Here is a 12836-nt window from a genome sequence, read left to right as displayed (position 1 = left end):
TTTACTGTATTTACTTATTGTTACACATTTTGGTTATTTCACGCCCACCTACTTACCTACCTGTAACCAACTTTGGAAAAGTGATTTTAATACTTGTTCTCTAACTTCACTGAGTTCAGTAGGGAAGTACTTTTCAACTCGGAGAACATGGTAACCTAATTTTGTTTGAATAGGACCAATAATGTCCCCTTCTTTACTATCAGCGATCGCTTGAGCAATCTCTGGTATGAGTTCTGTCAAAAAACGAATACCAACAAACCCACCATTTTCCTTTGACTGTTGACCTTTGGAATATTGTATTGCTAAAGCACAGAAGGAAAAGCGCTCTTCTTTCAGCATTTGGGCAATTTTCATAGCTTCTGTCAAGTCACGAACTAGAATCTGAGACAGAGCTACACGCTTGTAGTCATCACGTCTGCCGATGTAATGAATATCTACAGATTCACCGAACAGATATTCTTTTAGCTTCTGTGTTAGCAGTGACACTTTAATTCCTTGTGACCAATCTTCTACAGTAATTCGCTGTTGTTTTATCCAATCAAGGGTTTCAGATACTCCTATCAACTTATTTTCCTTTCGGAACGCATCTCCTGCTTCTTGCAATTCTTCATCAGTAGCTGTAATCTCTAACTGTTCACAAACGCTCAAAATCATTGCATCTTGTTCAGCTAAAGTAGCAATTTCTGCCAGCTTATGAGAATAACTTAGATAGGCAATAATTTCTTCATTTGTTGCTTTACAAATTTTTATATCTGTCAATTTTTCTGATTGTTTTTGCATAGTAAACATTGTAAGATAATGGTTTTAACTAACTACAGTAAATTAATTGTTCAGGCAATATATCTTGTAATTGAAGTTTATTGCGATGTAAATCACCGTATAAATTTAGGTAATGTAGTTCATCTGTAGTCAGATTACCTCTTTGGACACCAGCGATCGCAGCATCTATCTCTTCACGGCATCGTAACCCGGTTAAGCAGACATCAACACTGTTTTGGCTTAATGAATAGCGATATAAATCAGGTACTGAAGGCCGCCAACAACGCTCTGGTAAATTAAAGGGTGTCTCTAAGAGAAATCCGGAATGAGAGCCTGTAGACTTAAAAGTGACAATACCCGGTCGTTGGGAATCTTGAGAATCTAGCTGATTAAATACAGACTCTTGAGCAGAGCGATGAGCTACATTGTGTCTGACCATAACTACATCTAAAAGTGGGCTATTTAACCAAGAGCTTGCAAGATTGACATCATGAAAAGAAGCACCAATATAGCGCACCGCACCCATTTTTTTGAGCCGCTCTGAAGTGCCAAACATTCTTTCAATGGTTCGTTGATAAACACTATTCGCTCCTCTCAGGTCAGGGGAAAGCTGCAAACAATCTTGTAAAGCTTGTCCATCATTAGAACCAATCCACCCCCAAAATAAAACATCTATATAGTCAATTTGTAGTTCCACAAACTGATCTAGCAGAGCAGCTATTGCCATCTCTGGACTTTTAATATAGGTTACAGCGGCTAATACTACTTTCTCTCGTACAGAGGAACCTCGTCCACATAACTGGCGTAATGCGCCAGACATTGAACTATAAATATAGTGATGTAAATCACTAGAGTAAAAAAAGTAGTTAATCCCTTGGTCAAAAGCATAAAGGGTATCTTCACTAGAAATTCCTAGTCCACCTCCTAAGCCTAAACAACTTACTGTTAGATTAGTTCTCCCAAGTTGACGGTAAAATGGCAAACTCAATTCTGTAGATTTAGTCAGTCTAGAACCTACCGGATTAACATTAACGGGTAACGGTTGTACAAGATCGTGTATTTTCATAGCCTAAAAATTATGTAATTATTCCCGTATCTTTCAATATTTTATAAGTAAATAATGTAATAAAAATTAACAGCGTAACCCATAGGAAGATAACCTTAATTGATAGCAACCCATGACCAGTAAACAACAAAAATCTATCAATACCAACATTTGTCATTAAAATTAAACTCAAACCTACAGATCCCCAAACACCTGCTCCCAAATAATCAGCATAGGAAAAGAGAGATATAATTCCCATCATCAGGCTAGAAAGTCCGATTATTAATAGCACAGTCATGAAAGTTGTTCCAAAACTACAATTACTATATTAAATCTGATAGAGAATAGTGGCTCAATATTTATTTTGAACCACTATTTAAACCTAAAAAACTTTAGCAAATTTATACTGTAAAATTAGTAATATTTGCCTAATCTTTTAGCGCTATACAAACTTCTCTATCAAAAGTAAACGAAATAGATGAAAGAGAATTTGGCTAAAATTACCACCATCCCAGTGCGTGACCACCTTTGTAGATACCGACGGAGGCACTGGTAATTGCTGCACTAGCAGCTGCACTAGCAGCCACGGCAAATAATGGAGTAATACCACCTTTTGTCAGGTCTTGTTCGCTATCACTTAACTCATTCAAAAAAGTTTCATCATCTGATAACAGATCATAACCTGCAAAGCTTAAGTCACGTAGTTGAATTGTAGCCATTAGAAAACCTTACCTTTGTAATTTATGAGGAAATAATTGCTTTATTTACTAGCAGCTATGCTAGCACCAACAGCACCAGCACCACCTAACGCAGCACCACCAACAAACCACCAGCTATTAACAGCTACAGTGTAAATAACGATGGGTGATAGTCCACCCTGTGTACCAGTCAATTCTTCATTGCTCATTTCATTCATAAAACTTTCAGAATCCATGAACAATTCAGAGCCAACAGGGGAAAGGTTTGAAATGCTAATAACAGCCATGATTCTACTCCTACAGATGTTTTGGTTGAAGAATGAGATATGATTTACTCATATCTTTCAATTACTAATTTAAATCTAAATAGTTAATTAAGGCAATACTTGAAAATATTTTTATGGGCGTAAAATAAAATATTTTTGTCCCTTTTAATCCATTAGAATTTATTCATTTGCAGCATATTTGCATAAACAGGAAAATCTTATTTAAATAGGAAAATGAGACGTAATTAGCGCCTCTTGGAGATTTTTTAGATTAATATGTTTTGAGCTAATACCAATTATTTGTGAGGCTGCATATTATTTCGACCCCATCCCTAACCCCTCCGGTGCAAGCCAGGAGGGAAACTGGATTTCTGGTTAAATTCTATTTATGCATCTTTATATTAAATTGGTGTAAAACAAATAAATTACTTCCTATTGTCTAAATAAAAAGCTTGCATTGTATTATATTTCACTGGCTAATTCCAATGGAGTATAAATATTTTCTGAATTGGCATTTAGATAGGGATGTTCTAAATCTATTCCTAACCACGTAAATTGTTGTAGAATTGCCTGCATCTTCGTCTCTGAAGATTCATCTCCTTGATTCCAAGACGCTAGTAAACCATTGGACAAAATTTGACAGCGATTCATACCAAAGCTTTCCTGTTCAGCAAACTTCTGGTCTGGTTCCTCAGCCAAACCTAATCCTGGCGCAAGCTGCATTGTGAACAAAGGAATTTCTGGCTGCATATTTAATTTATTTTCTTGATAAACAACTTGTAAAACTTCTCTAACTATTTGATAATCTGTTTTTTCAAAGTACAAAACACCTGAGTCATACCGTCCGTAGTCATGTGGATTATATAATACTTTAAAAGTAAAATAAATTTTTAACTCATTCAGCCTCTGTGTCAAACTTTTCATTACGCACACAGCACCCTCAAGAGTTAAATTAAAATAGATTCGTACGGTCACCGATTTATTATTGGTATCTTCAAAATAACTTAAACCTTGATTACTGGTTGCTACATAAAAGCCATTTTGTACTCGATTTTTAGGTAACTTAATTGCTACTAAATTACCCTCCATAGCATCTTTATCAGTAGATTGAAGATGCTTATTGCGATAAATATGCAGCCTCAAACCTCCCTTCGTTACTAATAACGTATCATCAGTTTCCTCTCTGAGAATCAACCAACCAGGATCAAAGTTACCTTCTCCACAATTACTTTGATGTAATCGCTCATAAAATTCCAAATCTATGCCCAGGAAAGTATTGTTTTCTAAATCTAGCGGCAAACTATTTTTTTCACCCTCTAGTGCCAGAGCACTCCGCATAGAACCATTGTAATAGATTCCATATAGAAAACTCTGTAGTTGCAAACTCAGATATTTTTGCTGCATCTCGGCTGGCATTTTTTTAAATCGTTCAACTACCTCAATGGGTAATTCTAAAGGTTTATAATCTGGATGAATAATTGTGAAATTAGATTTGATATCAATTTTTTGCACCATATCTTGCAGTACATCGAATAATCTGCCACTGAGAGTAGACGTTAACTGACTCTGATGAGAATTTAATAATGTCATAATAATTGGATAGTAATAGAATGAATCAAACAACAGAAGATTTAAAGTTAGTTAATTCAGATGCAGGCATACCAAAAATTGTTAGCATTGATTGTTCAGGACGTGATAACAAGGTTTTAGCAACTTGAAGCATCGCAATTCCCATATTTCCAAAGGATTTTTGATATTGAATCATCGCCCGAATCTGTTGAATTAGGGAAAAACCCGTAAATTGTACCACTCTCTTTAAGAAATCAGGGCGGTATTCTAAAATTTCGGGAAAAGTATTTAAATAAGCCTGAGTTAATTTGCCAATAGAAGGATGAAGCAATTCTAAAGGTGTCATCGCTAATTTTAGGGATTCTTCAATACTTAAAGAATTACTAATAACCATACTACCAAGCCAAACTTGCACATAGCTACTAATAAGTGTTCCCAAATCAAAAGCTGGATCTCCCCAACCAGAACGTTCCCAATCAATTAATCGGATCAGATTTTTACTAGAATCTTGCCAGTCTTTCTGCACCAGAATATTATTTAGTTTCAAATCATTATGGGTGAGGCAAGAAGGCGTTAAAGCTTTACCCAATTCAGCTATAGCTTGCCCTAAGCTATCATATCGCTGATAGAGAGCGAAAAATTTTAGCCCGTCACTGGGAACTAATCCAAAAATTTCGGGTTCAACCCGTTCTAATCCTTGAATTAAATGGGATACTTGATCAGCCATTAAATTATCTGAATTCTTAGAAAAGAATGATTCATATTTTTTGGTATTGAAGGTATCACGATGAATAGTTCCAAGGATATTACCAACAGCCGCAGCTATTTCTGTAGGAAACTGATTCTCTTTACTATAGAAATCCATTAAATCTCGGTAATCATCTAAATAGTTGAAGATAATAATGGAGTTTTCTGCATCAAAATGTAATAATTCTGGTAGAAATACTTGGTAATTATCAAGGCTGGGGAAACTTTGTAAGAAATCTTGAATTCTCCACTCAATCAAAAACTCACCAACTGTCTTACCTTCTTGATGCCGCTCTTGTTTAACTAAAAACTTGCGACCATCAAGAAAACTGACTAATAAATTAAAGTTTTTGGCTGTAAGTACTTCTATCTTACTCGGATGTGGATCGGACTGATTACATAGCCTATGTGTAACTAAATAATCAAAAACATTGTGTGAGTTTAATATAAATATCATATTTTTCCCATGTACAATAAATTGAATAGTGATAGGACTTAGGCACAAATTACAGAATAACAAGCCACGGAGACGCAGAGAACACAGAGAAATAAGGGTTTGAGAGAGTTTTTTCGTAAATCCTGAGTTAAACAAACTAGATTTACAAGTTTTATAAAGAGCGATTAGAAAACTTGATCAATATATTTAGCAAAAAGGTTATTTCCCAAAAATCGCCTCATCCTCTATTTTGTCTAAAGCTTTTTTAGCTCTAAATACAAGTCGTAAATAAGCTAATTGGCTATTCCAAGCTGAACGAGGTAACAGAGGTTCCTGGGAATTTAACTCGGCTTGAGCTTGATTAGAGGATGAATCTAAATTACTGTTCATTTCTTTTGTGGACATATTCAGAACAATCAAATTAGTGAACTGGCTTTCAATTAGCAGCAACTGAGTATGGTACTAAATCTAGTTCTTCCTGCCAACTTTCTGACCAGTGAACGCGATCGCCTGTAAAATGTAGTGGATCGTTATCTGGCCAAGGGGCATGAATCGGTTCTTCAATCAAAGCAAACTCCCCATTATCAAAGGGATTGCCATCGGCTCGACGTTGGAGAAATACTCGTTCTCTCATGCCATTTTTTTCGTGAGTCAAGGCGCGATGATGACAGTAAGGATTATTCCCGCGCTTGTCAAAAAAGACGTGTGCAGTCCAACTGCAACCACCTCGACACAATTCGGCAAACTCGCAAGTTTTGCAGAAACCCCAGAGATGATCTGTACCTTGGGGAGTACCAGCACCTAAATTAAACCGGAGTTCTTCCGTTTCTTCGATGATGCTTCGCAAAGAGCGATCGCGGATATTACCACCCGTGTAAGCTGAAGTTGGCAATGAAGGACAACCTTTAATAGCACCATCTGCCTCAATTCCCAAAGTAGATAGTCCAGCACTGCATCCCTGCCAAAAAGTCCAAGCATCCCCACCCCTTAACAATCGCTCATAGGGGCCGTAGTAACCGATATTATTCCCTGCTTGCAGTCTTACTCCTTCTTGCTTCGCACGTCTAGCAACACGAGCAATCATCGGATAGACATCTAATAATTCGTAAGGTTGTAGCAAAATCTCATTATTATCCGCCGCATTCCCCATCGGTACAGTTAACTGAATCTGCCAAGCGAAAATACCTGCATCCCGGAGATGTTCATATATACTGGGGAATTCTGGTGCAGAAAGGCGATTAATTTGAGTATTACAACCAAAAGGAATACCTGCTTGCTTCAGATGACTCATGGTTTTGAAAGCCCATTGCCAAGCACCTTGTTTACCACGGATGCGATCGTGAGTTGCTTCCAAGCCATCTACAGAGACAGAAACTACACCAATACCAGCTGCTTTCATCCGGTGGGCTGTGTCTAAAGTAATTCCATAACCCCCAGTAGTCATACCACAGAGCATTCCCGCTTGGGTAATGGCTTGGGCAATTTCTAACCAATCTGGACGGAGAAACGCTTCACCACCAATAATAGTGACTTCAGTGATGCCAACATCTGCCATTTGTTTGACCATATCCAAGGCTTCTGCTGTAGTCAGTTCGTCTACCCTAGTTTTACCAGCACGAGAACCGCAGTGTTGACAAGCAAGATTGCATTTTAATGTAATTTCCCAAACCGCATAACTAACTCGGCGATAGTCCATAAGAATCACCTCTACTCAATTAATTTATGGAGATAGGGACGGGTTTCTTTTCATCCGTCCCCAATACTCACATCTTGCACCTAACCCTGGCGATTGGAATGCTGATGCCTCCGGCAAGCTAACGCAACGCCAAGGGCGAACACAGCTATACAAACATAGGGGAAGCCTTCGGGAAGGGTAGTCCGCGTAGGCGGACTAACAGAAAATCAAGGTTTTAACCCACGTAGGTGGGTTTCGCCTGTGTAGCTGCGACTTCTAGTCGGCTGGTGCAAGATATGAGAATACTCTAATTTCCTAAAATTCTGGGTTTACGACTCCATACAATGGCTGCGGTTTAGGGTCCAAAGGCATAGGTGGCCACGTAATCACCCCATATAGTGGACGGATTACAGGCTTGCCGAGGAAGCCACCAAAAACAGCTTCTAGTTCTTTTTCACTCAAATCTTGGAGTTCACCTTTATTAGCAGTGGATTCCAATAATTGAATAGTATATTCTTCAAACTCTTCTGGTGTAAAATCGTAGCCAGCATCTTGAACTACTTGACTACATTCATCCTTACTTTCCACACCTTGTATTTGCGTGCGAAAAGTTTCATCATTGGCTAGCTGTTCGTAGAAACCTTTAACGTGTTCGAGAGACATTATTTCCTCCTAAAATATAGTTGCAAATTGGCTTATCTAACACTAGGATTTGCGACATTCATTACTAGCTCAGAAGCATTGTAGTTATCTGTAATCACTTGCGGGCAACGCCTACAAGCTGCTTTACCTTCTTGTTGCCACCAACGACAATCTCTGCGTATAGAACAGGGAGGAAGTTCTTCAGCTACCGCAGGCAATTTTTCTACAATTTGCATTGCAAGCCGACAATCTTGTCCATCAAAATGTTGACAGTCTTTAGTCGCGCAAGCTGAGGCTGTACGAAAAATTTCGGCAGGTGTAATGGGACTAGCTTTGGCTAATAGTTCACTTGTGACAGGCTGTGGCTGCTTGAGATAAGCTACACGAGGTTCTGCTACAGTTCCACCGATAACTCCAAAGACAACACTATTTAGAGATTCTGGCCTAGCACTGGGACAGAGTGTGGTATTTTCCGTAGGCAAATTTTCCATTAATCAAGCCTCTAGCAAAGAAACTGTTTTTACTTAAGGCTCAAATTATTGAATTGTTGGTGGGATGTAAATAATGCCCAGTGTAATTGGAGGAAAAATGGGGCGATAACCTGCGATCGCCAATTTTTTTACCTGACCGCCGGAAATATTTGCAGCTTCTTCTTCAGACAAGCCTGACAAAGCTGAATCAGCATCTAATGCTTGATTTCTTCTTTCTACTGCATTATTTACCGCATCACCAATTAAATCATTAATTTCAAATTGACTCTGACGCTCATTTTGATTCTTTGCCATTTTAAATTTCCTCTTTATTTAGATTTCAATTTCACCACTAATAAATGTAGTGATGGTAGAACTTTTTAGAGTATAGAGTAAGGTAAAATGACTTATCTAGTTAACTAGAACTTTATGGGAGATATAAATAAATCATTTATGTCACTAAATACAATTAAAAACAGAGGACAAATTTTGTGGGCAGATTCAACTTTCACCAGTTGGATGATTTACCCTATCTATATCCATTGCTTAAATACATTTTCTGATGTAAAAACTAAAATATTTATGTCCCGAACAAGTTACTTTGTTAAGATTTATTTCCACTAATAACTAACGCCGAATCCCCTCAAAACTAGAGTCAATCAAGTCTGTTACATACTTTACTGTAAAAATATTCTCCTCTACCCAATAAAATATTAAACAATAAACAATATTTGGTTTTGATAACTTTCCGCCAAAAAACAGTGGTAAATATTACTAGAACAATATACAAAGATTGCCTTAATGAAGGATTTTTGAATAGAGATGTACAATAAAACTAACTGCCAAAGGTTCACCCTCAATTCTAGCATCTGCTATCAACTGATCAGCATGAGAATTAGGTAGTGAACAGCATACCTTGAGGCCAAGGAAAGATTGCGTAAAACCTGCCTATACAAGAGTTTATCAACTCCTTGGGGCGCTATATTTGGGAATCTCTACAATTACGACAATTTGACTGTATTCGCGGCTATTAGCCCATAGCAGAAATCAAGAGGCTTTGACTAGGCCATTTTGAGCTTTTCTAACTGGGTTCTATATTTACGCCGTGAACAACGACCTATTGACAATTTAGCCCAAAGCGTTGCCAGATTTAAAATCCAGAGGAGTCAATGAGTACCACTAATTTTACCAAAGCAGAAAATGTCTATAAACGTCCAGAGGAAGAACCTCATTTACCAACAAAAAACTTGATAAAAAATGGTACAAAAAATCCCAATATCCAAAACCGCGATCCTGTATCTGATAGTTACTCGATAAAAGATCAAAACCGGGGTCGAATAGCGATTTTTATTGATGGGGTGAGTCTATTTCATACAGCTTTACAACTCGGTATTGAAATCGACTATCTCAAATTGCTATGTCATTTAACTGGGGGTTCTCGGTTGTTGCGGGCTTTCTTCTACACGGCTATTGATACCTCCAGACCAAATGCACCACGTCCCCGTCCAAATGAAAAACAGCAAGGTTTTCTGTTTTGGATGCGTCGTAATGGCTATCGTGTAGTTACCAAAGAAGTTCAACTAGCAGACCACACCAAAAAACACAATTTGAATGTAGAAATTGCTGTAGATATGATTACCTTAGCTCCTTATTATGATACAGCAATTTTGGTCAGTGGCGATGGAGATTTATCCTATGCTGTGAATGCTGTTACTGCTACAGGTTCTCGTGTAGAAGTTGTGAGTTTGCGGGCAATTACCAGTGATAGTTTAATTGATGTTGCTGATGAATTTATTGATCTCGACAGGATTAAACAATATATTCAGAAAGATTCCCATCTTGGTTATAGCTATCGTGTACTCTCTAATTCCAAGTTGTAAATCTGCATATCCAATTGATGATTATCTAGCCCGGATTTCTCAGCTAATAGAGTAGAATGGCAAGTTAGGGAATTACTCTGCGTATTTTTTTAATCCAAGCTGAGATGGATATTTTAATTGTTGAGGATGAGCTAGAAATTTCGCAGTTAATCCAACATTCTTTACATAAAGAGGGGTTTTCCTGTCGGGTTAGCCGGGATGGGATCAATGCTTTACAGATGTTTCAGGAACAAGCACCAGATTTAATTATTCTGGATTTAATGATTCCGGGGTTGGATGGACTAGAAGTTTGTGCCAGGATTCGTCAAAAACCAGGAACCAAAGATCCTTATATTTTGATGCTGACGGCTAGGGGTGAGGAAATTGATCGGGTAATTGGCTTGTCTACTGGTGCTGATGATTACATGGTTAAGCCCTTCAGCCCCAGAGAGTTAGTTGCTAGAGTAAGGGCTTTATTGCGGCGTAGTCTCCGCCAAGGGGGACAGCATCAGGTAAATCGGACTAAACATTTTGTGATAGATTTAGACCAACACACTGCGACTCGGCTGATAAATTCTCAACCTGAAATCTTGGATTTAACTACTTTAGAATTTAATTTATTAAACACTTTTGTGAGTAATCCGGGGCGAGTTTGGAACCGGACTCAGCTAATTGAGAAACTTTGGGGAAATGATTTTTTTGGTGATGAACGGGTTGTAGATACTCATGTGGCGCGATTGCGGAAAAAGGTGGAACCAGATCCGGCTAGTCCTACTTTTATTAAAACTGTGGTTGGGGTAGGTTATAAGTTTGAAGATACCCTATAGTCTGAGGTAAATTTTATGGGCTGGCGTTGGGCAAGGTCTTTGCCTTTGGCATCGCGTCTGTTTTTATCTCATTTAGTTGTGATGATTGTGGGATTAGTGAGTCTTGTAATCATCAGTGGTATTTCTTCTCCCCGCTTTTTTTTCCTGTATTTGGAAAGGCTAGAAAGTCGGGGAATGAGATTAATTAATATTCGCACTGAATTGGTGCAAGGATTTGAAACGGCTTGGCGGCGTAGCACGATTTGGTCTGTGATTGTGGGTAGTACGGCGGCGGGAGGATTGAGTTATTGGGTATCAAAACGTATTATGCTGCGGTTGACTGAGATGGAACAAATCACTCAAAAGTTTGCCTCTGGTCAATTAGAAGCCCGATTACCTTTATCTGATATTCCGGAATTACATCGCCTGGGGACTAGTTTTAATCAAATGGCGGCTAGTTTAGAAGGGGTGGAAGCACGGCGGCGAGAATTGATTGGGGATATGACCCATGAGTTACGGACACCTTTAACGGTTGTGCGGGGTTATTTGGAGGAATTGGCGGATGGAGAAATTGAACCATCTCCAGAGATTTATCGGCGTTTGGCTCAGGAAACAAAGCGTTTAGAACGATTGGTGAATGATTTACAAGAACTTTCTAAGGCTGAAGCGGGTTATTTGCCTATTAATATCCAATCTGTAAATTTGCGCCCTTTGTTAGAGTCTCTAGTGGCAAAGTTTAGCGACCAATTGCTAGAAGATGGACCGATTTTAGGCTGGGAATGTCCTGAACAGTTACCCCTTGTATTGGCGGATATTGACCGTACAGAACAGGTGTTAGTTAATTTGTTGGGTAATGCGATCCGTCATACTGTGAATGGTGCAATTACTATTCGGGTTTCCGTGACAGTTTCTCAACTGTGGATTGCTGTGATTGATACTGGTGTGGGGATTTCACCGGAGGATTTACCCCATGTTTTTGAACGTTTTTGGCGGGCTGACCAATCACGCGATCGCTATTCTGGTGGTACTGGTATTGGTTTAACTATTACCCGGCGGTTAGTGGAATTACAAAACGGTCGGATTTATGTAGACAGTGAATTGGGAGTTGGTAGTACCTTTCGTTTTTGCCTCCCTTTGGCTTAAATGGGGAAGACAAAATATTGTCACAAGCTGGTTGCATTTGCTTCACATCAAATTGGTAGGTTGACAACTATGGGTATGAATTTTTCTCTAGTTCCTATTTGCCATTTTGCCAATGTCTACTATACTTTTAGCTACATTTATGGTAAGTGTATTGACTATATCTGGAGTGGCGGCGATCGCCTATTTATTTCCTCACAGTCATTCCCCGGACTAACTTATAATAACTGCATGAATAGTCAGGAGTATTGAAAATGAATCAACTGCAATTAACTGTACTGATTACTTATTTACTGATGAGTTGCTATTTCTTCACAAATTGGGTGAAGTTTTCCTTGCGTTATCCTACTTCTACTCCCGAAGAAAAATTCTTATCTTTCCTGATGTTTATCATCACAACTATCTTCTGGCCTGTAACTATAATTATGTCTTTATGGCAAATATTAAATCAAAGAAAATTAGAGTCTAGCACTATATTTCCAGTAGTTTTTGCCATGTTTGCCTTTGGTCTTTCCTACTATTTAACTTATTTGTATGCACGTGGTTTTTGCTACAATGGGTTGTTCTGCTCATTCCCCGCTTAATTGATCGCTATAAATACCATTTAAGTCTTACCTGACCACAACTATGTTTTATATGTATCCCAAATATTCGTTATAAATGCTAGTCAACAGAAATGTTGAATCTCGTTACAAAACTTTACATATTCAGGTATAGTAGTTTT

General features: G+C 38.3%; 17 protein-coding genes. 5 read left to right on the top strand and 12 right to left on the bottom strand.

What is annotated here, in order from left to right; all coding sequences use genetic code 11:
- Window positions 1–48: 48 nt before the first annotated feature.
- The 12 genes from ACM0OP_RS22200 to ACM0OP_RS22145 form a co-directional block, all read right to left on the bottom strand.
- Window positions 49–780, bottom strand: coding sequence for a peptidylprolyl isomerase (locus tag ACM0OP_RS22200; RefSeq protein ID WP_414530586.1), 732 nt, complete (start codon window positions 778–780; stop codon window positions 49–51).
- A gap of 28 nt (window positions 781–808) precedes the next feature.
- Complete coding sequence (locus ACM0OP_RS22195; protein ID WP_414530585.1) at window positions 809–1825, bottom strand: aldo-keto reductase family protein; 1017 nt, start codon at window positions 1823–1825, stop codon at window positions 809–811.
- Window positions 1826–1835: 10 nt separating this feature from the next.
- Window positions 1836–2102, bottom strand: coding sequence for a hypothetical protein (locus ACM0OP_RS22190; protein ID WP_414530584.1), 267 nt, complete (start codon window positions 2100–2102; stop codon window positions 1836–1838).
- A gap of 202 nt (window positions 2103–2304) precedes the next feature.
- Window positions 2305–2523: a hypothetical protein gene (locus ACM0OP_RS22185; protein WP_414530583.1), complete on the bottom strand. Its 219-nt coding sequence runs from the start codon at window positions 2521–2523 to the stop codon at window positions 2305–2307.
- Between the two features lie 41 nt (window positions 2524–2564).
- On the bottom strand, window positions 2565–2789 hold the full coding sequence (locus ACM0OP_RS22180; RefSeq protein WP_414530582.1) for a hypothetical protein: 225 nt from the start codon (window positions 2787–2789) through the stop codon (window positions 2565–2567).
- A 441-nt stretch (window positions 2790–3230) separates the two neighbouring features.
- Window positions 3231–4358 carry a T3SS effector HopA1 family protein gene (locus ACM0OP_RS22175; RefSeq protein WP_414530581.1) on the bottom strand — a complete coding sequence of 376 codons (1128 nt, stop codon included), beginning with the start codon at window positions 4356–4358 and terminating at the stop codon, window positions 3231–3233.
- A gap of 25 nt (window positions 4359–4383) precedes the next feature.
- On the bottom strand, window positions 4384–5541 hold the full coding sequence (locus tag ACM0OP_RS22170; protein WP_414530587.1) for a phosphotransferase: 1158 nt from the start codon (window positions 5539–5541) through the stop codon (window positions 4384–4386).
- Between the two features lie 198 nt (window positions 5542–5739).
- Window positions 5740–5925, bottom strand: coding sequence for a hypothetical protein (locus ACM0OP_RS22165; RefSeq protein ID WP_414530580.1), 186 nt, complete (start codon window positions 5923–5925; stop codon window positions 5740–5742).
- Window positions 5926–5956: 31 nt separating this feature from the next.
- The gene (locus ACM0OP_RS22160) at window positions 5957–7216 is read right to left on the bottom strand and encodes a nif11-class peptide radical SAM maturase 3 (RefSeq protein ID WP_414530579.1); all 1260 of its coding nucleotides are present in this window, start codon (window positions 7214–7216) and stop codon (window positions 5957–5959) included.
- Between the two features lie 294 nt (window positions 7217–7510).
- Window positions 7511–7858 carry a Nif11-like leader peptide family natural product precursor gene (locus ACM0OP_RS22155; RefSeq protein WP_414530578.1) on the bottom strand — a complete coding sequence of 116 codons (348 nt, stop codon included), beginning with the start codon at window positions 7856–7858 and terminating at the stop codon, window positions 7511–7513.
- Window positions 7859–7890: 32 nt separating this feature from the next.
- Window positions 7891–8328: a nitrogen fixation protein gene (locus ACM0OP_RS22150; protein ID WP_414530577.1), complete on the bottom strand. Its 438-nt coding sequence runs from the start codon at window positions 8326–8328 to the stop codon at window positions 7891–7893.
- 45 nt (window positions 8329–8373) lie between these two features.
- On the bottom strand, window positions 8374–8622 hold the full coding sequence (locus ACM0OP_RS22145) for a hypothetical protein (protein ID WP_414530576.1): 249 nt from the start codon (window positions 8620–8622) through the stop codon (window positions 8374–8376).
- Window positions 8623–9476: 854 nt separating this feature from the next.
- Here ACM0OP_RS22145 and ACM0OP_RS22140 point away from each other — a divergent pair.
- The 5 genes from ACM0OP_RS22140 (at window position 9477) to ACM0OP_RS22120 (ending at window position 12696) form a co-directional block, all read left to right on the top strand.
- Window positions 9477–10187, top strand: a complete 711-nt coding sequence (locus tag ACM0OP_RS22140) for a LabA-like NYN domain-containing protein (protein ID WP_414530575.1) — start codon at window positions 9477–9479, stop codon at window positions 10185–10187.
- A 104-nt stretch (window positions 10188–10291) separates the two neighbouring features.
- Complete coding sequence (locus ACM0OP_RS22135; RefSeq protein WP_414530574.1) at window positions 10292–10993, top strand: response regulator; 702 nt, start codon at window positions 10292–10294, stop codon at window positions 10991–10993.
- A gap of 15 nt (window positions 10994–11008) precedes the next feature.
- The gene (locus tag ACM0OP_RS22130) at window positions 11009–12115 is read left to right on the top strand and encodes a sensor histidine kinase (RefSeq protein ID WP_414530573.1); all 1107 of its coding nucleotides are present in this window, start codon (window positions 11009–11011) and stop codon (window positions 12113–12115) included.
- Window positions 12116–12190: 75 nt separating this feature from the next.
- Complete coding sequence (locus tag ACM0OP_RS22125) at window positions 12191–12364, top strand: hypothetical protein (RefSeq protein WP_414530572.1); 174 nt, start codon at window positions 12191–12193, stop codon at window positions 12362–12364.
- 2 nt (window positions 12365–12366) lie between these two features.
- Complete coding sequence (locus ACM0OP_RS22120; protein WP_414530571.1) at window positions 12367–12696, top strand: hypothetical protein; 330 nt, start codon at window positions 12367–12369, stop codon at window positions 12694–12696.
- The last annotated feature ends 140 nt before the right edge of the window (window positions 12697–12836 follow it).

The organism is Nodularia chucula CCY0103, assembly GCF_963923915.1.
In the GTDB taxonomy this organism is placed as follows: Bacteria; Cyanobacteriota; Cyanobacteriia; order Cyanobacteriales; family Nostocaceae; genus Nodularia; species Nodularia chucula.
The sequence above is the reverse complement of the archived record's forward strand: the minus strand, read 5'-3'. Positions and strand labels throughout refer to the sequence as shown.